18 protein-coding genes and 2 pseudogenes are annotated in these 18240 nt (G+C 69.9%); 7 read left to right on the top strand and 13 right to left on the bottom strand.

From position 1 onward, the window contains the following. The first annotated feature begins 6 nt into the window (after positions 1–6). The 4 genes and pseudogenes from H295_RS0103025 to H295_RS47765 all read left to right on the top strand — a co-directional run bounded on the left by H295_RS0103025 (position 7) and on the right by H295_RS47765 (position 2535). Complete coding sequence (locus H295_RS0103025) at positions 7–1248, top strand: NAD(P)/FAD-dependent oxidoreductase (protein ID WP_020133870.1); 1242 nt, start codon at positions 7–9, stop codon at positions 1246–1248. A 17-nt stretch (positions 1249–1265) separates the two neighbouring features. Next, positions 1266–1583, top strand: coding sequence for a TusE/DsrC/DsvC family sulfur relay protein (locus tag H295_RS0103020; RefSeq protein WP_020133869.1), 318 nt, complete (start codon positions 1266–1268; stop codon positions 1581–1583). Positions 1584–1611: 28 nt separating this feature from the next. Beyond that, the gene (locus tag H295_RS0103015; protein ID WP_020133868.1) at positions 1612–2085 is read left to right on the top strand and encodes a DsrE/DsrF/DrsH-like family protein; all 474 of its coding nucleotides are present in this window, start codon (positions 1612–1614) and stop codon (positions 2083–2085) included. A 1-nt stretch (position 2086) separates the two neighbouring features. Further along, positions 2087–2535 (top strand): annotated as a pseudogene (locus tag H295_RS47765) (PIG-L family deacetylase). A 16-nt stretch (positions 2536–2551) separates the two neighbouring features. On the opposite strand, the gene H295_RS0103000 reads toward H295_RS47765, so the two are convergent. The 11 genes from H295_RS0103000 to H295_RS0102950 all read right to left on the bottom strand — a co-directional run bounded on the left by H295_RS0103000 (position 2552) and on the right by H295_RS0102950 (position 10991). Then, complete coding sequence (locus tag H295_RS0103000) at positions 2552–3157, bottom strand: class I SAM-dependent methyltransferase (protein ID WP_020133867.1); 606 nt, start codon at positions 3155–3157, stop codon at positions 2552–2554. A 10-nt stretch (positions 3158–3167) separates the two neighbouring features. Then, positions 3168–3335, bottom strand: a complete 168-nt coding sequence (locus tag H295_RS47090; protein WP_020133866.1) for a hypothetical protein — start codon at positions 3333–3335, stop codon at positions 3168–3170. Beyond that, a complete protein-coding gene (locus H295_RS0102990) occupies positions 3332–3637 on the bottom strand; it encodes a three-helix bundle dimerization domain-containing protein (protein WP_020133865.1) in 306 nt (101 codons plus the stop codon). The genes H295_RS47090 and H295_RS0102990 overlap by 4 nt, the downstream gene beginning before the upstream one ends. A 30-nt stretch (positions 3638–3667) precedes the next feature. Next, complete coding sequence (locus H295_RS0102985) at positions 3668–3964, bottom strand: metal-sensitive transcriptional regulator (protein WP_020133864.1); 297 nt, start codon at positions 3962–3964, stop codon at positions 3668–3670. Positions 3965–4008: 44 nt separating this feature from the next. Next, positions 4009–4980 (bottom strand): sulfite exporter TauE/SafE family protein, encoded by a 972-nt coding sequence (locus H295_RS42675; protein WP_020133863.1) that lies wholly within the window; start codon positions 4978–4980, stop codon positions 4009–4011. After that, positions 4977–5558: a rhodanese-like domain-containing protein gene (locus H295_RS0102975; protein ID WP_020133862.1), complete on the bottom strand. Its 582-nt coding sequence runs from the start codon at positions 5556–5558 to the stop codon at positions 4977–4979. The genes H295_RS42675 and H295_RS0102975 overlap by 4 nt, the downstream gene beginning before the upstream one ends. A gap of 77 nt (positions 5559–5635) precedes the next feature. After that, complete coding sequence (locus tag H295_RS0102970) at positions 5636–7021, bottom strand: MBL fold metallo-hydrolase (RefSeq protein ID WP_020133861.1); 1386 nt, start codon at positions 7019–7021, stop codon at positions 5636–5638. Positions 7022–7146: 125 nt separating this feature from the next. Next, positions 7147–8376: an NAD(P)/FAD-dependent oxidoreductase gene (locus H295_RS0102965; RefSeq protein WP_020133860.1), complete on the bottom strand. Its 1230-nt coding sequence runs from the start codon at positions 8374–8376 to the stop codon at positions 7147–7149. A gap of 47 nt (positions 8377–8423) precedes the next feature. Continuing rightward, complete coding sequence (locus tag H295_RS0102960; protein ID WP_028808996.1) at positions 8424–8750, bottom strand: rhodanese-like domain-containing protein; 327 nt, start codon at positions 8748–8750, stop codon at positions 8424–8426. 68 nt (positions 8751–8818) lie between these two features. Beyond that, on the bottom strand, positions 8819–10306 hold the full coding sequence (locus tag H295_RS0102955; protein ID WP_028808995.1) for a HAMP domain-containing sensor histidine kinase: 1488 nt from the start codon (positions 10304–10306) through the stop codon (positions 8819–8821). Beyond that, positions 10296–10991, bottom strand: a complete 696-nt coding sequence (locus H295_RS0102950; RefSeq protein ID WP_020133857.1) for a response regulator transcription factor — start codon at positions 10989–10991, stop codon at positions 10296–10298. Before H295_RS0102950 ends, H295_RS0102955 begins: the two co-directional genes overlap by 11 nt. Before the next feature lie 173 nt (positions 10992–11164). Between H295_RS0102950 and H295_RS0102945 the strand changes: the two genes are divergently transcribed. Beyond that, complete coding sequence (locus tag H295_RS0102945; protein ID WP_020133856.1) at positions 11165–11839, top strand: ferritin-like domain-containing protein; 675 nt, start codon at positions 11165–11167, stop codon at positions 11837–11839. 65 nt (positions 11840–11904) lie between these two features. Here H295_RS0102945 and H295_RS42670 read toward each other — a convergent pair. Next, positions 11905–12688: pseudogene (locus H295_RS42670) on the bottom strand (alkaline phosphatase family protein); the annotation flags it as partial. Positions 12689–13674: 986 nt separating this feature from the next. Further along, complete coding sequence (locus H295_RS44645; protein WP_106960757.1) at positions 13675–15063, bottom strand: GNAT family N-acetyltransferase; 1389 nt, start codon at positions 15061–15063, stop codon at positions 13675–13677. 464 nt (positions 15064–15527) lie between these two features. On the opposite strand from H295_RS44645, the gene H295_RS47440 reads away from it, so the two are divergent. Both H295_RS47440 and H295_RS0102915 read left to right on the top strand, forming a co-directional pair. Next, positions 15528–16094 carry a hypothetical protein gene (locus H295_RS47440; protein WP_199788549.1) on the top strand — a complete coding sequence of 189 codons (567 nt, stop codon included), beginning with the start codon at positions 15528–15530 and terminating at the stop codon, positions 16092–16094. An 81-nt stretch (positions 16095–16175) separates the two neighbouring features. Beyond that, positions 16176–18209: a hypothetical protein gene (locus tag H295_RS0102915; RefSeq protein ID WP_020133851.1), complete on the top strand. Its 2034-nt coding sequence runs from the start codon at positions 16176–16178 to the stop codon at positions 18207–18209. Positions 18210–18240: the final 31 nt, after the last annotated feature.

The raw sequence follows: 18240 nt of genomic DNA, 5'->3' as shown, positions 1-18240 counted from the left end.
GGGGACATGGGCACACACATCGTGATTCTCGGAAGCGGAACCGCCGGCACTCTGACGGCCAACCGTCTGCAGCGTATGTACGACGAGCGGGATTTCCGGATCACGGTCGTCGATCAGGACGACGACCACGTCTACCAGCCCGGCCTGCTGTTCGTTCCCTTCGGGCTCGCCCAGCCGCACCACCTCGTCCGCTCCCGGCCGCGGCAGCTGAACACGGCTGTCGACTACAAGTCGGCTCGGATCGACCGAGTGGACCTGAACGAGCGGACGGTGCACCCCGGCGGTGGCATCCGACTGTCCTACGACGTCCTGGTGGTCGCCACCGGGGCCCGGCTGCTGCCGGAGGAGACCGAGGGGCTGACCGGCCCCGGCTGGGGGGAGAAGGTGTTCACCTTCTACGACCTGCCCGGCGCCGTCGGACTGCATGATGCGCTGGAGCGCTTCGACGGCGGCCGCGTCGTCATCGACGTGGCGGACCTGCCGCTCAAGTGCCCCGTCGCACCACTGGAGTTCGCCTTCCTCGCCGACTGGTACTTCCAGCGACGCGGCATCCGTGACAAGGTCCAGCTGACCTACGCCACCCCACTGGACGGCGCGTTCACCAAGCCGGTCGCGGCGAAGGCGCTGGGCGGCCTGCTGACGGACAAGGGCATCGAGCTGGTCACCGAGTTCACGCTCGGCGAGGTCGACGGCCCGGGCGGCCGGCTGGTCTCGTACGACGAACGGGAGGTGCCGTTCGACCTGGCGGTCGTCGTCCCTCTGCACGGCGGCGCGGAGTACGTCGGACGCTCCGAGGGTCTCGGCGACGAGCTGGACTTCGTGCCCGTCGACCCGCACACCCTCCAGCACCCCGAGTACCCCGAGGTGTTCGCGATCGGCGACGCGGCGGGCCTGCCGGCCTCCAAGGCCGGGTCGGTGGCCCACTTCGAGGGCGAGGTACTGGTGCACAACATCGGCCGCTTCCTCGACGGGCAGCCGCTGGACGCCTCGTTCGACGGACACGCCAACTGTTTCGTGGAGACCGGCTTCCACAAGGCGCTGCTGATCGACTTCAACTACGACACCGAGCCGCTGCCCGGCCACTACCCGGGCCCGGTCGGGCTGCCACTGCTGAAGGAGTCGCACGCCGCCCACCTCGGCAAGCTCGCCTTCGAGTGGCTGTACTGGCACAGCCTGCTGCCCGGCCGGGAACTGCCCGGCATCGGCTCGGCGATGCCCGAGCACGGCAAGCACCACGCCCACGCCTGAACCAGAGGAGCACAGCCATGCCCACCGCCACCTATGACGGCACCCCCGTCCCGGTCGACGACGAAGGCTTCTTCACCGACCCCGGCCGGTGGACCGAGCCGATGGCCGAACCGATCGCCAAGGAACTCGGAATCGACACATTGACCGACCGGCACTGGACCGTCATCCACTTCATGCGCGCCCAGTACGCGGAGAAGGGCACCGGCCCCACCGTGCGGGTGCTCGGCAAGACGTCCGGCGTGAGCGTCAAGGAGCTCTACCAGCTCTTCCCGAAGGGCCCGGCGAAGACCGCCGCGAAGATCGCCGGCATTCCCAAGCCGCGCGGCTGCATCTGACATCTCTGCCACCGAGGAGCGTGCCGTCATGGCCGACACCGCCACCATCGAGAAGGTCTCGATCATTGTCTCCAAGGGATCCCTGGAGGGGATCTACCCGGCTCTGATCATGGCCAACGGCGCCCGCGCCGAGGGCATCGAGGCCGACCTGTTCTTCACCTTCTTCGGCCTCGACGCGATCACGAAGAAGCAGTACGACCACATCAAGCTCGCCACCGTCGGCAACCCCGGCCTCCACCTGCCCACCCTCCTCGGCGGACTGCCCGGCGTACCGGACCTGATCACCCGGTACATGGAACGCAAGATGGAGAAGCTCGACATCCCGCCCATTCCCGAGTTCATCGAGATGATCGCCGACACCGGCGCCGGGATCTACGCCTGCAAGGCGTCCGTGGACCTCTTCGAACTCGACAAGGACGACCTCATCGAGCAGGTCCAGGGCATCATCACGGTCGGCGAGTTCTACGAGCACGCGGCCGGCGGCCAGATCATCTACACCTGAGATGACCGCCGCCGTGTCCGGGCTGCCGGACGTGCGGCGGGTGTTGGCGGTGGTCGCCCATCCCGACGACGAGTCGTTCGGGCTGGGCGGCCTCCTCGCCCTGCTGTCCGGCGGCGGGGTGCCCACGACCGTGCTCTGCTTCACCCACGGCGAGGCGTCCACCCTGCACGGCAGGCCCGGCGCGACCTGCACACCATGCGTGCAGACGAACTCGCCTGCGCCGCACGGGAACTGGGCGTCGAGCGCGTGGAACTGACAGACCATCCGGACGGCGCTCTCGGCCACGTTCCCTTGTCCCGGCTCGCCGCGGAGGTGGCCTGCCTGATCGGCGAGCAGCGTCCCGGCCACCTGCTCGTGTTCGACACGGGAGGCGTCACCGGGCACCGGGACCACCAGCGGGCCACCGGCGCCGCGCTGCTCGCCGCCCGCCAGTCCGGCACAGCGGCCTGACGAGCGTCGGACGGTGTCATCTCCGTACGGCGTGGACGAGCGCGTCGAGGGCCGTGCGGCTGTTGCCTTCGGTGTCGGTCGCCGGCCGGGTGCGGGTCTCGGTCCGCAGGATGTCGGCATAGGGCCGCCACAGGTCGGCGACCTGCTCGGCGGTGTACAGCACGCGCGGATCCTGCGGACCGCCGTAGCCGTGCTCGGGATTGGCCGCGTCATGGCCGACGAGCAGCAGGGTGCCGCCCGAGCGGACGGCAGCGGCGGCCCGGGGCAGCACCTGGGCCATGTCCGGCCACGGCAGGTGCAGATACGCGATCAATACCAGGTCGTACGTCGTCTCCGGGGGCGCCCAGAGGATGAGGTCGGCGCGGACGGTCCGCAGCCGCACACCCCGCTCGGCGGCCAGCCGCTCGGCCTTCTCCAGCGCTACGGTGGAGAAGTCGACGGCGTCCACCTCCCAGCCCCGCTCCGCGAGCCACACCGCGTTGCGACCTTCGCCGGCGGCGAGATCCATCGCCCGCCCGGACGGTTTCAGACCGGCCAGCTCCTCGGCGACGAAGCGGTTGGGCTCGGCCTTCCACACCAGTTCGCTACCGCGGTAGCGCTCGTCCCAGCACGCCGCGTCCATGTCCTGCGCCTCATTCCTCCGCGTGCGCGGAATCGTCGTCCGTGTCGATGTCATCGTCCGGGTCCATCGTGTCGTCCCCGGCGAGCAGATAGGGGTAGGGGCAGCCGCTGGGATCCGGAGCGATGCAGGCGTTGCAGGGGCGGGATCGGTCCAGGACGCACTTCGGGGTCGGTCTCACGCCTCGCCGCCTCTCTCGCCCAGGGCGGCGAGACGTTCGGACAGCCGCCCCGAGGCACGTTTGAGGGCCAGGACGGGAACGTAGTGCCGTACACGTGCGTCGGCGAAGAGCGCGAACGCCTCCGCCGCCACCCTCGACAGGGTCTCGGACGGGACGTCCGGGAACTGGTGCAGGAGCCGCTCCTGGACATCCTTGCGGGCACGTTGCTCCGCCGCCGGTGTGGGGGGTCCGGCCGGTCGGGTGTCGGGGCAGTGGCTGCCCGACGGGACGGCCCAGTCGGTGATGACGGCGCGGGAGATCATTTCTGCACCCCCTGAATGGTGGGATCCGGGTCAGGCGAGCGTCAGGAACAGCTTCTCCAGTTCGGCCTCGCTCAGCGGCGGGACGTGTCCTCGTTGCCGTTCGGTGAGGCACTGGCGAATGCCCTCCGCCACTATCTTGAAGCCGGCCCGGTCCAGGGCGTGGGTGACCGCGGCCAGCTGGGTGACGACGTCCTTGCGGTCGCGGTCCGCCTCGATCATGGCGATGACCGCGGCCAGTTGTCCCTGGGCCCGCCGTAGCCGGTTGATCACCTCGGCCCACGAGTCCGCTTCCTTGGTGTCGGTGTTCACGACTTCGGTGGTGTTCACCGGACACCTCCTCAGGGCCGGGTTCCGGGAGCGTGTACCGCGCCCTACGGGATCTGTGGCGATGCGGTGGCGCCGTCGACGCGTACGGTCTCGGCACGGACGGCGAGCGGGACCGCGGAACCGCTCGCGTCATCCGGCATGTCCGAGGCGTGGCTCGTTTGCTCCGGTGCTCGTCCGGAGCGCCTGAGCATGTACCAGCTGAAGACGATTCCCGCCGCGGCGGCCACGGAGGCCCACGTCCAGGGGCTGGTCAGCAGGGTGTGACGCAGGTCGGAGCTGATCTGCTGGCCGAGGACGAACACGCCCATGACGGCGACGAACCAGCCGAAGGACTTGCGCAGCGCGTCCTGCGGGATCCGCCCGGCGACGAGTCCGCCGAGCAGGCTGCCGACCACTGCGGTCGCCGTGACGAGCGCCGCGAAGCCCCAGTCGATGTGCACGCTGGCGAGGTAGCCGGCCAGGCCCGCGAAGGACTTCATGGAGATGACCAGAAGTGAGGTGCCGACCGCGACGGTCATCGGCAGCCCGCCGAGCAGGGCGAGCGCGGGCACGACGAGGAAGCCTCCGCCCGCGCCGACCAGTCCGGTCACCAGGCCCACGACGATGCCGTCCAACAGGACGTGGAGCACGGGCAGTTCGTGGTGGACTTTCTTCGGCGCCTGTCGGCGACCGCGGATCATGGCGACGGCCGTGGCGATCATCATGAGGGCGAACGCGAGCAGCAGGACGCCGCCGGGGATGAACTCGGCGAGCCGTCCGCCCGCGTAGGCACCGGTCATGCCGGCCAGACCGAACAGCAGCCCGGTACGCCAGCGGACGCGTCCGGCCCGCGCATGGGAGACGACACCGGCGGCGCTGGTGACGCCGACGACGAACAGTGAGGTGGCGATGGCCTCCTTGGTCTCCATGCCGGCCAGGTAGATCAGGATGGGCACGGTCAGGATGGACCCGCCGCCGCCCAGGATGCCGAGGCTGACGCCGATGAGCAGGGACGCGGCGATGATGACGGCGATCATGGCGTCCCCCGCAGAGCGGTGACGACGCTGTCGAGGTCGGTGCGTGGTCCGCGGTTGTAGGGCAGTTTCGCCAGCAGCATGCCCATCGCGCAGGTGTTGGTGAGCGCGGCGACGGTCAGCCCGGCGCCGACGGCCGTACCGATCAGGTGCAGTCCGGGCACGAACAGGCCGGCGATGCCGGTGACCAGCACCAGCGTTCCGGCGACCAGTCGGACCTGGCGCTCCAGGTCCCAGCGCTCGGGGCCGCGGTTGAGCGGGCCGCCGGCGGACTCCCAGGCCATGACGCCGCCGTCGAGGACGCGCAGGTTGGGCAGTCCGGCCTCGGCGAGGGCCTGTTCGGCCTGGGTGGCGCGGGCGCCGGAGCGGCAGATGAGTATGACGTCCTCGTCGAGGTGGTGGCGCAGTTCGGCGCGGTGTTCGCGCAGGGTGTCCAGGGGGACGTTGTAGGAGCCGGGGATGTGGGCGGTGCGGAACTCGCCGGGCGTGCGCACGTCCAGCAGGCGCGGGCCCTCACCATCTCGGGTCAGGTCGCGCAGGGCGGCGGGGTCGAGGCGTGGCCTGTCAGGGTGCATGGTCATTGATGAACTCCAGAGTGTTTTCAAGGCGGTTGGGGGTGGCGGTCGGTTTCCGTGACCGCCACCCGGTGAGCGATGGCTCAGACGTCGGCGGACGCGGGCAGGGCGAGCCAGGCGCCGTAGCCGCCGAGGAGGTCGGAGACGTCGGCGCGGCCCTGGTGGCGCAGCAGGCTGGCGGCGATGGAGGAGCGGTGGCCGCCGGCGCAGTGCACGACCAGGGGCCGGTCGGCCGGGATCTCGCCTGCGCGGCGGGCGAGATCGGCCAGCGGGATGTGCAACGAGCCCTCGATGAAGCCCTCTTCGCGCTCGGCGGTGTTGCGCACGTCCAGCACCACCGGCGGTTCCTCGCCGTCCAGCAGCCGGTGCAGTTCGTCGGCGGTGAGCCGGCTGGCCTGCTCCATCTCGCCGGCCAGGGCGGGGAAGGCGCCTTCGGGTTCGCGCAGATAGCCGCCGACCTTGTCGAAGCCGATCCGGGCGAGACGGGTGACGACCTCCTCCTCGCGGTCCTGCGGCGCGATGACGACGACCTCCTGCTCGGGAGCGACGACCATGCCCGCCTGCTCGGCAAAACGGCCGTCGGCCGGCACGTTGACCGAGCCGCGCAGATATCCGGGTGCGAAGTCCTGCGGTGAACGGGCATCGACCACGACCGCCCCCGCCGCCCGCCGTCCCATGAACCCCTCCACCGACAGCGGCCGGGGTGCGGTGGCCGCGTCGAACAGGCCGTGCTCCTTGCGGTTGAGGATGGCGTCGTAGACGAAGTACGCGGGTGCGGAAGGCTGCCCCTGCGTCACCAGCGACACGAACTTCGCCTCGCTCATCGGCCGGCAGGCGTAGTTGGTGCGGCGCTGCTCGCCGATGGTGGACTGGCGCTGGGCGGAGAGGTTCTTGCCGCAGGCGGAGCCGGCGCCGTGGGCGGGGAAGACCCGGACCGCGTCCGGGAGGTCCATCAGCTTGTGCTGGATGGTGTTGTAGAGCATGCGGCCGAGTTCGTCGGCGGTCACGCCGATGGAGGCGAGCAGGTCGGGGCGGCCGACGTCGCCGATGAACAGCGCGTCGCCGGTGAGGACGCCGTAGGGGACGGTGTCCTGGGCGTGCTCGTACACCAGGACGCTGATCGACTCCGGAGTGTGGCCCGGGGTTTCGAGGATCCGGAGCTGGACGTCGCCGAGGGTGATGCGCTCACCGTCGACCAGTTTGTGGATGGGGTACTCGGCCTCGGCGCGCCGTCCGTAGCCGATCCAGGCGCCGGTGCGGTCGGCGAGCTCCAGGTGGCCGGCGAGGAAGTCGGCGTGGAAGTGGGTGTTGATGACCGCCTCGATGGTGAAACCGCGCTCGGCGGCGTCGGTGAGGTACTCGGAGACGTCGCGGCGCGGATCGACGACGACGGCCTTGCCCGTGGTCTCGTCGGCGATCATGTAGGACGCCTGGGAGAGGCAGTCGAGGTAGTACTGGGCGAAGAACATGGTCGGTTGACCTCCATGCCGGATGGGTTATATACCCAGGGGGGTATATAGAAGGGTCTGGTCCGCCCTTGTCCAGAGGCGGTTGGAGTGGTCGGCCCGGGTCGGGGGAGGCCCGGACCGACCGGTCAGAGGCGGCCGGTGAGCATGCCGTGCCAGTAGATCGGCGGCAGGCCGTACCGCTTGAAAGCCCACATCGTGCGCCGCTCCTTGAAGGGGTCGAGCAGCGGGAACGACGGGGTGGGGTTGAGGTCGTAGTCGAACTCGGCCAGCAGCATCCGGTCGCGGGCGGTCACCAGCGGGCAGGACGTGTAGCCGTCGTAGCGGTGCGAGGGGGAGCGGCCACTCATTACCTCCAGCAGGTTCGCCGCGACCACCGGGGCCTGCTTGCGTACGGCCGCGCCGGTCTTGGAGGTGGGCAGGTTCGCCACGTCGCCGAGCGAGAAGACGTTCTCGTACGAAGGGTGTTGGAGGGTGTGCTTGTCGGCTGCGACGAACCCCTGCTGGCTCGCGGGGTCGGCGAGCGGACTCGCCTTGACCCAGTCGGGGGCGCTTTGCGGCGGGACGGCGTGCAGGAGGTCGTAGCCGATGGTCTCCTTGGTGCCGTTCGTGTGGTCGGTGATCGTGACCTCGCGGGCGTCGCCGTCGACGGCGGTCATCTCGGAGCGCAGCCGTACCTCGATGCCGTACCGGCTGGCGACCTGCTCCAACACCTCCGACCAGGCAGGCACCTTGAACATCGCCGGATCGGGGATGACGAGGACGATTCGAATGTCGTCCAGGACCTTCTGGCGGCGCCAGTGGTCGGCGGCCAGGTAGGCGATCTTCTGCGGTGCGCCGCCGCACTTCAGCGGTGTCGCCGGGTGCGTGAAGACGGCGGTGCCGGACCGCATGTCCTTGATCAGGTCCCAGGTGCGCGGGGCGTACTCGGGTGCGTAGTTGCTGCTCACGCGGTCGTGTCCGACGGCCTCGGCCAGGCCCGGCACGCCGTCCCAGTCGAGTTGGAGGCCGGGCGCCGTGATCAGATGCTCGTAGGCGAGTTCGGCGCCGCCGGACAGCGTGACCGTACGGGCCTCCGGGTCGACTGCCAGGGCAGCGCGGCGGATCCAGCGCACGCCGTCGGGGATCACTGAGCCCTCGGGGCGGCGGGTGGTGCGCAGGGGCGCCTGGCCGCCGCCGACCAGGGTCCACAGCGGCTGGTACCAGTGGGTGTCGGACGGTTCGATCAGGGTGATGTCGCTGATGCCGGCGCGGCGCAGGCGGGCGGCGACGCTGATGCCGGCGCTGCCGCCGCCGATGACGGCGACACGGTGACGGCCGGAGACGGGTGAGTCGATGGGAGAGGGGGTGGCGGCCAAGGCGGTGCTCCTTTCCGGCTGGCCGGTGTGCGGGCTTCGGGCGGGGGTCAGGCGGCGTGCTCGTGCGAACCGGCCGCGACGGGACGCCCGCCGCGAGCCCAGGCGCCGGTGCCGCCGGTCACGGAGTAGGCGTCGATGCCGGACGAGTTCATCCGGTCGGCGGCCGTCCTGCTGCGGTTGCCGCTGGCGCAGATCACGAACACCGGTCGGCCGGTGGGCAGTTCGCCGCACCGGGCGGGCACCGTCCGCAGCGGCATGAGCCGTGCGCCCGGGACGTGCCCGGCCGCGTACTCGTCCGCCTCCCGTACGTCGACCACGAGCGCGCCGTCGGCCCAGGCCGCCGCGAACGTCTCCTGTGTCACTTCACGAGCCACTTCGTTGCCTCCTTAATTACCCCCGGGGGTATCTACACGGCGAGAGTACGGCGGCCCGGAGAGTGGCGTCAAATACCCCTAGGGGTATTTGCCCGAGAGGCAAGTCGCGGCTCGGCGACGGAGCTCGGACCGAGTCGTGATCCCTGTGGCGCGGGCCTGGGCAGCCGGACCGTCAGCCGTGTGACGCCCTCCGGTCCGGAAGCGGCGATGACTGTGCCGCCGTGCGCGGTGACCAGTTCCTTGACGACGGCGAGGCCGATGCCGCTGCCGTCCGTGGCGCGAGCGCGGGCCCCGCGCCACAGACGGTCGAAGACATGCGGCAGCTCGTCGGCGGGAATGCCGGGGCCGGTGTCCGCCACCTCCACGAGTGCTTCGGAAGGCGTGGCGGACGTGGTGACGGTGACGGTGTCGCCGGGACGGCAGTGGCGGGCGGTGTTGCTCAGCAGGTTGCCCAGAGCCTGGTGCAGCCGGTCAGCGTCCGCGCGGACCAGCAGCGGAACGGGGCCCGGGACGGTGCGCACGGTCAGTCCGGCGGTGCGCAGTTCGGGCTCCCGCTCGGCCGTGGCGGCCTCGGCCAGGGCGGTCAGATCCACCTCGGCCAGGTGCAGGGTCACACGGGCCGACTCCGCCTCGGCCAGCTCCCCGAGGTCGTCGACGATGCGGCCCAGCCGCAGCGCCTGGTCGTGCAGGGAGCCAAGGCGGTCCGGCGTCGGCTCGGTGTAACCGTCGCGCAGCTCTTCCAGCCCCGCCCGCAAGGACGCCAGGGGCGTGCGCAGTTCGTGGGCGACGTCCGCGGCGAGGCGGTGGCGCGCCTGCTCGGTGTGGCCGACGTCGTCGGCCATGGCGTCGAAGGCGCGGGCGAGGTCGCCCAGTTCGCCCGGTGCGTCGATCCGGGCCCGCGCGGTGCGGTCCCCTGCGGCCAGCGCACGCGCGGTCGCGGCGATCCGGACGACCGGGGCCGTCAGGCGCCGGGTGACGAACCAGCTCACGCCCAGCGCGAGAGCCAGGGCACCGACGGCGGCCACGGCCACCCACCCCCAGGCGACGGACCGGCCCGCCGATCCGGACCCGGCCGAGAAGACCAGCGACACGGAACCGACCGTGCTGCCGTCGACCACCACCGGAGCGCTCGCACTGGGTCCTGAGCCCATGCCCTGCCCGTGATGCCAGCGCCCCGAACCGGACATGCCGTGCTCGTCCTCCGACCCGGACCCGGAGTCGCCGGAGACCGTCTCGCCCTCCGCGTCGCGCACGGTGAGCACCGCCCCGGCACCGGAGGCGAGCGACCGGGCCGCCGACAGGTCGGCCGACGTCCAGTCGCCCGCCGCCCGGTAGGCGTCGGCGGCGGCCACGGCCACCCGGTCGGCGGCGCGCTGCCGGTCGGCCTGGTGGGCGCTGCTGAGTCCGCGGTCGGTGCCGACGAGCGCCGCGGCCGTCAGCAGCGCCACGGACGCCAGCGCGACCACGGCGAACGCGGCGAACAGCCGTCGCCCGAGCGGGCCGAGCCCGCCGGACGGCCGCACCCGGGCGCGTGGTGAACCCGGCTCACGGGTCACGGGACCACCCCAGCCGATAGCCCACGCCCAGCACCGTCTCCACGACCTCGGGGCCAACAACCCCGAGCTTGTGCCGCAGGTTCTTCACATGCGAGTCGATCGTTCGCTCGTATCCGGCGAACTCGTAGCCGCGGACCCGGTTGACCAGCTCGTAGCGCGAGTACACCCGGCCCGGCACCGACGCGAGCGTGGTCAGCAGACCCCACTCGGTGGGTGTGAGTTCCAGCGACACCGTGTCGAGGCTCGCCTCGTGCCGGGCCTCGTCGATCCGCAGCCGCCCCCCGCCGTACGACAGGATCGGCGCCGCCTCCGTCGCCGTACCCCTGACCCGCTGCAACACCGCACCCACCCGCAGCACCACCTCGGTGGGACTGAACGGCTTGGTCACGTAGTCGTCGGCGCCCAGCCGCAGCCCGTGGATGCGGTCCTCGACGGTGGTGCGCGCCGTCAGGACCACCACTGGCACCCGGCCGCGCTCGCGGGTCTCCCGCAGCACCTCGTCCCCGTCCACGTCGGGCAGCCCCAGATCGAGCAGTGCCAGATCGATTCCCTGCTCACCCAGCAGCCGTACGGCCTCGGCGCCCGACCCGGTCGTCAGCACCCCGTACCCGGCGCGCTCCAGATAGCGGCGCAGCAGCTCGCGGATCTCCCTCTCGTCCTCGACGACGAGCACGGTGGTGGTCATGTCCCACACCTACGCGCCACGCGCGCGCTTCCGGGAGGGGCCGAACAGCCCCAACCTGTCGTCGGCCGTCTCCATCCCGTCTCCACACGCGGCGCACGGCGACTGCAGGGCCCGGCGCGACGGTGACGGTGCGGGAACACAAGGATGTTCCTGCGGACCCGAGGAGGTTCGCCATGAAGCGCAACATCAAGATCGCGACGGCGGTCACCGCGGGAGTGCTCGCCATCGGCGGAGTGCTGACCGGTGGCGCGGTGGCGGCGGGTACCGACAGCAGCCCGAAGCCGGAACCCACCGTGCAGCAGCAGATGATGACGGGCCGTCAACACCGCTCCGGGCACGGCGACGGCACGTACGACGCCCGCCGCGACGGGAGCTGCACTGGTTACACCGCCCTGGCCGCGCAAGGCACCCTGACAGCCGCCCAGAAGACCACGCTGGCGAGCATGGCCGAGGAGGAGAAGCTCGCGCACGACCTGTACACGGCGTTCGCCGAACGCTACGACGTGCGGGTCTTCCAGCGGATCGCGACGGCCGAGACCCAGCACCTGAGCGCCCTGCGCACCCTGCTGGACCGCTACGAGATCACCGACCCGACCGCCGGCCAGTCGGCCGGCGACTTCACCGACCCGGCCGTCCAGGCCACCTACGACAGGCTCCTGAAGCAGGGCGAGGACAGCCTGACCGGAGCCCTGACGGCGGGCCGCACGGTCGAGAAGGACGACATCGCCGCACTGACCAAGGCGCTGTCCGGACTCACCGCCCCGGACACGCGCCAGGTGTACACCAACCTGCTCGCCGCCTCCGAACGGCACCTGACGGCATTCGAGCACTGGCTCGCCGCCGAGTAGGACAAGGAAAAGCGGACGGTCCCGGCCTGTACCCGGCCGGGACCGTCTCCGCGGAGGTCCGAGATCTAGACGGCGGCCGTCGGAGCCCCCGCACGCCCCCTGCGGCGGCGCAGCGCGAACACGGTGGTCATCGTGCCGGCGGTCAGCAGACCGGCGCCGACGGAGATCGGCAGGGCCGGGAGCCGGAGCTCGCGGCGGCGACGTTCTGGGCCTTGAGGTCCTGGACGTAGGCCGGGTACGGGGCGTGCGTGGAGGCCGAGGAGGCGGTCTGCGCGTAGTGGTGCGGGGATCGGCTTCACGGACTTGACCGAGCCGTCCGAGTTCAGCAGCACCTGCTTGTTGTTGGGGCGCTTGAAGTCGAACAGGCCGCTCAGGCTGCCCGCCCGCTGGTCGAAGGAGGCGTCGCCGATCCGGCCGGTGCCCCAGTTGTTCTCGATGAACCGGGTGATCGACGCCTGCTCGGTGGCGGTGTGGTCGACCGAGTTCACCCTGCTGTAGGGGGAGATGACCAGCAGCGGCCGGACCGGACTGGCAGGCGGGGCTGTCCAGGGCCTTGCCGTTGGAGCCGGTGGTGGAGTTCGTGAGCCCGTTGAGGACCTTCGAGGAGACGTGGTCGGACCAGCCGTCGGAGTCGTCGTAGGCGACCACGACCGCGGTGGTCCACTCGGGAGACTTCTGCAGCGCGTTGATCTCCTTGACCAGGAAGTGCTGCTCGTCGGTCGGGTCGGAGTAGGCGGCGTGCCCGTCCTGGTACTCGGCGGCCTTCAGGAAGCTGACCGCGGGCAGGTTGCCGGCCTTGAGGGCGGCATCGAAGTCGGTCAGGTCGTAGTTGTCCGTAAGTCTGGCCGACAGTATGTTCTTCAGTGCTTTCGCTGAGCTGCTCATGTACCTTATCGATTTTGATTCCTATTCGCCCCGGGATTCTGTTGCCTGAAGCGGGGTGTGGAGCGGGCCGGGCCGACTGAGTAGACGCTGTACGACGTCATTCTGGAGGCTGGCCCACCGCATGAAGTGGGGGCTGTCGGAGGAGACGCGGCCTTTGGCGGCGCTCGGGCCGTCCGTTCAATTCGTATTGTTGGAAAGCGAAGATCGGCGTCTCGAAGTGTCGGCGAGGACTCCGCCAGCTGGAGGCTCTGGAGATAGTTGCTGGCCAGCCACTGGATGCGGACTACCGGAAATTTCTGACCTTGACGGACGGTGTGGACGGATTTCAATCCACGATGTCACTGCTAGGACTGGAACGACCCGCCACGGAGCGAGTTGGCCTTCATGTTCCGTGACGTGGTCCTGGAGACGGGTCCGTTGTCGGAGTATGGCTTGCCTGAGGAGGCGCCTGTTTCCGGTGTTCGTCGACAGCGGTGGAGCCTCGGGTGTCCTGATGGTCCACGCATATGACGAGAACGCCGAACGGTTCTGGTGGAGCAGCGAGGGGACGACATGTTCTTCCGTACCTTCGGTGACCTGATTGCCTACGTCACGGATTCGACTTCCCTGCACTCCGAGGCGTTCGGCTGAATCGGACAGTTCATTTACGCCGAAGTTGAGCGCGTCGTACTCAAGGGTTTGGCGACACTGTCACCCCGGGAGGCTCGGACCGCTCGGCGACGACTTCGGTCTCGATGTGAGCGGGAACGAGTACGTCTGTTCAGCAACGCGGTGGTGCATAACGCACTCGCCGGCATAGATCTTGGCTTGCAGAACGACGAAGATGGAAACCGCGTACCTGTCCGCTAGCTGGGACAGCGCCCCGGCGGTGGCATGCGGGTGGACTGGGCGGCGGTTGAGAATGCCTGGGGACTGTGGTCCCCGCCCGACTACAAGCAGGTCATCGCCCGCTACGGTGACGTTCTCTTCGAGACGGACTGCGCACAGAGCGGGAGGTCGAGCCAGACTCTGTCGCGCAGTTCAATACCCTCGATGAGGGTGTCGGATGCGTAGCCGGTACGGGTGGTGAAGGCGTCCCGTTCGATGGTCCGCATACGGAATCCCTGCCGCTGGTAGAAGCGCAGGTTGCCGGTGTCGGCCGCAGCGGTGGCGACCAGCATGCGCCGTCCCGACTCGCGCGAGGCCAGGTCGATCGCCCGGCGCACCAGACGGCTGCCCACGCCGGCGCGTTGAAGGTCTTCCCGTACGGCCATGTTCTTGATCTCGAAGGTGTCGCCCTGGTCGGTTGCCACCAACTGCAGATGACCGACCGCGTCCGTTCCCCGCAACGCGACGAGCACGCGCCCGTCCTCGATGTAGGAGTCGAGCTGTGCCGGTGAGTCCTCGGCCAGCTCGAACAGCGGCCTGATGGTGTCCCGTGGGCCGTCGTACAGCACCACGCTCACCTGGTCCGGGACGTCGACCGACGCAGCCGAGTGGGGCGCGGCTCCGGTCGGTGGGACCCCTCTCACCAGCACGGCGCGGGTGTACAGCAGGTGGAATCCCCGGTGCTGCACGTTCTGCTGGGACCTGGAACCCGGCTGCGTCGTCACGACGGCGAGGTCGCATCCGGCGGTAGCGGCGTCGGCGAGCCGAGCCGCGAGCAGGGCTGTCTGCACGCCGCGACGGCGATGGGCCGGGGCCGTCGCCGCACCCGTGAGCTGCGCGACGCCGTCCGCCACGCGGAGGCTGCCGCCTCCGGCGACGATGCCGTCACAGAGCGCGATGTACGGCACCACGCCGGCCGCCATGAAGTCCCGCTCCGCGTTCGCGAGCACGTCACGCGGGAACTCCTCGTGCGAGGGAACCCCTTGTCCGTCGGGATGAGCGAACCCGTCAGTCACCACGTCCAGCCACGCGTCGAACTCCTCATCGCGAGCCACCCGGACGTCGATGCCAGGCGGAGCCACCCGCTCGTACGCCCCGCCGAGAGCGAGGCCGAGGACGTTCTCGAACGCCTCCAGCCGATAGCCGCGCGCCGTGAGCAGGGCGCTGACCGCGGGATCGGCCAACGCGGACACCTCGGCCTGCACCGGAGCACTGCGAGCGGCGAAGGCGCGCTCGATCTCGTCGAGTGCGGCCGTGTCGGGCAGGTCGGCGAATCCCAGACCGGCGATCTTGTTGAACGGTGAGCCGTCCTCGGCGAACGTGGCCACACCGCCGGCCATTCGCGTCACGAATCCGACGTCGTCTCCCCGGCGCAGACAGGCGGCTTCGGCCGCCGCTGCCATCAGCTCGGCCTCGACTCGTTCGAGGCGTTTCGCCAAGGAGACGTCACAGAAGAGCGATGCCCGATTCATGTATGCCCGCATCTCGTCTCGACGCTCATGCCCCGAGGCTAGCCGCCGACCGCCGAGGCGGGGCAGTCGAGATTCTTACGGTTTCGGGAAGGGCCGACGGTGGACCGTGCCCGGCCCGGGCAGTACCTGCTGCCGGGGCGGTGGTGAATGCGACCATGCCGCCCTCGGGGAGTGGGCAGTAGAGGCCGTCGATCCCGTTCAGTGCCTCTACCAGCAGCGCGCCGGCCGGTGGTTGACAGGTCGATCAGCATCTCGGCGTAGCCGTCCAGGAGCCGCTCAGGTAGTTGTCGGTCTGTCATGCCGTCCCCCGGAATTTTGACGCGTCGGTGACGGTTTCTTAGCGGCTACCGGCATGCAGACCCTTATGAACACTGCCGGGAACCGGCAATGCGCGGGCCGGATCGGGTCGTGCAGGATGGATCGCGGGGAGCACAGCGGATGGTTTCGGTGCCGGGCACCGGCAGGTGACCGGCACCGAAACCCGGAACGACTGTGCGCCGTCGATGCCGGTGTTCTTGCGCGCCGCGGGCGGAAAGGGGGATCAGGAGATGCGGACATTTCTGGTGGCGGCCACGGGCCTGCCCACGATCCTGCTGACCGCTGCCCTCGTCGTGGTCGTCTGCTTCTGGCTTCTGTGTGCCGTGGGCGCCGTCGGCGTCGACAGCTTCGACACGGACGTGGACCTGCGGGCATGGCATATGGGCGGCGTGCCGGTGGCGGTCGCCTTCTCCGTGCTGACGGTGCTGGCCTGGTCCTTGAGTGTCGGCGCGGCGGTCGTGGTCGCCGTGTTCGGCCCCTCCGGGCCGGTCATCTGGCTGCTGCACCTGATCGCGCCTGCGGGCGCTCTGCTGGTCGCTTGGGTCGTGACCTGTCTGATCGTGCGGCCGTTGCACAGCCTCTTCCCGGATGAACCCGCGCTGTCCGTGCTGAGCGAGGCTCGCACGGGCGACGACACGGGACTACGAGGCGCCGGGAGCCGCGACCCCTATGGGGGCGCATCCCGTGCCGCCGCGCGGCATCGCGCTGCCTGAGCCCCGACATCTCCGCCGGATCTCACCTCTGGCCCCTTCCTTCTTCGTGCTCAACTCCCTTACGCCTCAAGGACGTATGCCATGACTGCCATGATCGTGGGCATCGGCGTGCTGGTCGCCGTCTGCCTCGTCGCCGTTCTCGTCGTCTCTCTCTTGTTCCGGAAGGTGGAGCAGGGCAAAGCGCTGATCGTCTCCAAAACGCGCAGAGTCGACGTGACGTTCACCGGGCAGGTCGTGCTGCCGGTGCTGCACAAGGCCGAGGTGATGGACATCTCGGTGAAGACCATCGAGATCACCCGGGCCGGGAAAGAGGGGCTGATCTGCCGGGACAACATCCGCGCGGACATCCGGATCTCCTTTTTCGTGAAGGTGAACAAGACCGCCGAGGACGTCGTCAAGGTCGCCCAGGCTGTCGGTACCGCTCGGGCGAGCGACCGGGACACGCTGCAGGAGCTGTTCCATGCCAAGTTCTCCGAGGCGCTCAAGACCGTCGGCAAGCAGCTGGACTTCACCGACCTCTACACCAAGCGCGAGGAGCTGCGCTACCGGATCATCGAGGTCATCGGCGTCGACCTCAACGGCTATCACCTCGAGGACGCGGCGATCGACTACCTGGAGCAGACGCCGCTCACCCAGCTCGACCCGGCCAACGTCCTGGACGCCCAGGGCATCCGCAAGATCACCGAGTTGACGGCGATCGAGCACGTGCGCACCAACGAGTTCCAGCGCCACGAGGAGAAGGAGATCACCCGGCAGAACGTCGACGCCCGCGAGGCCATCCTGGAGTTGGAGCGCCGGCAGGCGGACGCCGAGATCAAGCAGCGCAGGGAGATCGGCACCGTGCGGGCCCGGGAGGAGGCCGAGACGGCACGGGTGGTGGAGGAGGAGCGGCTGCGCTCCCAGGGCGCGTTCCTCAAGACCGAGGAGCAGCTCGGCATCCAGCGCGAGAACCAGGCCCGTGAGGTCGCCGTGGCGGCGAAGAACCGCGAGCGGGTCATCGCCATCGAGAACGAGCGCATCGAGAAGGACCGGCTCCTCGAAGTCATCGCCCGGGAGCGGGAGACGGAGCTGACCCGGATCGCCGCCCAGAAGGAGGTCGAGGCGGAGAAGCGGGAGATCGCCGAGGTCGTGCGGGAGCGGGTCGCGGTGGACCGTACGGTCGCCGAGCAGGAGGAGTCCATCAAGAAGCTGCGGGCTGTCGAGGAGGCGGAGCGCGACCGTCAGACCGTGATCATCGCCGCCGAGGCCGAGGCGCAGGAGAAGCTGGTCAAGGACATCAAGGCCGCGGAGGCCGCCGAGCAGGCCGCCACCCACCGCGCGGCAGAGGAACTCACTCTGGCCGAGGCCCGGTTGAAGGCGGCGGACCTCGACGCGCGGGCAAAGGTGCGGCTCGCCGAGGGTGTTCAGGCGGAGGCCGCCGCCGAAGGGCTGGCCGCTGTGCAGGTCCGTGACAAGGAGGCCGAGGTCATCGAGAAGGCCGGCCGTGCGGAAGCCGGGGCGGCCCAGGCCCGGATGCTCGCCGAGGCCGAGGGCACCAAGGCTCAGGCCATGGCCGAGGCACAGGCCATCGGCGAGAAGCTGAAGGCCGAGGCCGCCGGTCTCACCGAGAAGGCCGCCGCGATGGCCGCCCTCGACGACGCCTCCCGCGGTCACGAGGAGTACCGGCTGCGGCTGCAGGCGGAGAAGGACATCCGGCTTGCCGGACTCGACGTGCAGCGGCAGGTCGCCGAGGCGCAGGCCACCGTGCTGGCCACCGGACTGGAGAACGCCGACATCAACATCGTCGGCGGGGAGTCGGTCTTCTTCGACCGGTTGATGTCCTCGATCGCTCTCGGCAAGAGTGTCGACGGCTTCGTGCAGCACTCCGAGACCGCGCAGGCGCTCGCGAAGCCCTGGCTGGACGGCACTTCCGGCTTCACCGACGACCTGAGCCGGATCCTCGGCTCGGTCTCGACGGCCGATGTGCAGAACCTGACCGTCTCCGCCCTGCTGATGAAGCTCATGAACAACGGCGGCGCGGATGCAGGACAGTTCCAGCAACTCCTGGACAAGGCAGGTGAGCTGGGCCTCGCCGACACCTCGCTGGCCGCGCTCAACGGCAGCGTCAGGCCCTGACCGCCACCGGGTCCGACCTGTACGGCCACGG

It is taken from the genome of Streptomyces sp. 351MFTsu5.1 (genome assembly GCF_000383655.1).
Classification (GTDB): domain Bacteria; phylum Actinomycetota; class Actinomycetes; order Streptomycetales; family Streptomycetaceae; genus Streptomyces; species Streptomyces griseorubiginosus.
The sequence above is the reverse complement of the archived record's forward strand: the minus strand, read 5'-3'. Positions and strand labels throughout refer to the sequence as shown.

Excerpts from the sequence above, each read along its gene's own strand:
- H295_RS0103025 (WP_020133870.1), top strand. The coding sequence starts at position 7 with ATGGGCACACACATCGTGATTCTCGGAAGCGGAACCGCCGGCACTCTG.
- H295_RS0103020 (WP_020133869.1), top strand. The coding sequence starts at position 1,266 with ATGCCCACCGCCACCTATGACGGCACCCCCGTCCCGGTCGACGACGAA.
- H295_RS0103015 (WP_020133868.1), top strand. The coding sequence starts at position 1,612 with ATGGCCGACACCGCCACCATCGAGAAGGTCTCGATCATTGTCTCCAAG.
- H295_RS0103000 (WP_020133867.1), bottom strand. The coding sequence starts at position 3,157 with ATGGACGCGGCGTGCTGGGACGAGCGCTACCGCGGTAGCGAACTGGTG.
- H295_RS0102990 (WP_020133865.1), bottom strand. The coding sequence starts at position 3,637 with ATGATCTCCCGCGCCGTCATCACCGACTGGGCCGTCCCGTCGGGCAGC.
- H295_RS42675 (WP_020133863.1), bottom strand. The coding sequence starts at position 4,980 with ATGATCGCCGTCATCATCGCCGCGTCCCTGCTCATCGGCGTCAGCCTC.
- H295_RS0102975 (WP_020133862.1), bottom strand. The coding sequence starts at position 5,558 with ATGACCATGCACCCTGACAGGCCACGCCTCGACCCCGCCGCCCTGCGC.
- H295_RS0102970 (WP_020133861.1), bottom strand. The coding sequence starts at position 7,021 with ATGTTCTTCGCCCAGTACTACCTCGACTGCCTCTCCCAGGCGTCCTAC.
- H295_RS0102950 (WP_020133857.1), bottom strand. The coding sequence starts at position 10,991 with ATGACCACCACCGTGCTCGTCGTCGAGGACGAGAGGGAGATCCGCGAG.
- H295_RS0102945 (WP_020133856.1), top strand. The coding sequence starts at position 11,165 with ATGAAGCGCAACATCAAGATCGCGACGGCGGTCACCGCGGGAGTGCTC.
- H295_RS44645 (WP_106960757.1), bottom strand. The coding sequence starts at position 15,063 with ATGAATCGGGCATCGCTCTTCTGTGACGTCTCCTTGGCGAAACGCCTC.
- H295_RS0102915 (WP_020133851.1), top strand. The coding sequence starts at position 16,176 with ATGACTGCCATGATCGTGGGCATCGGCGTGCTGGTCGCCGTCTGCCTC.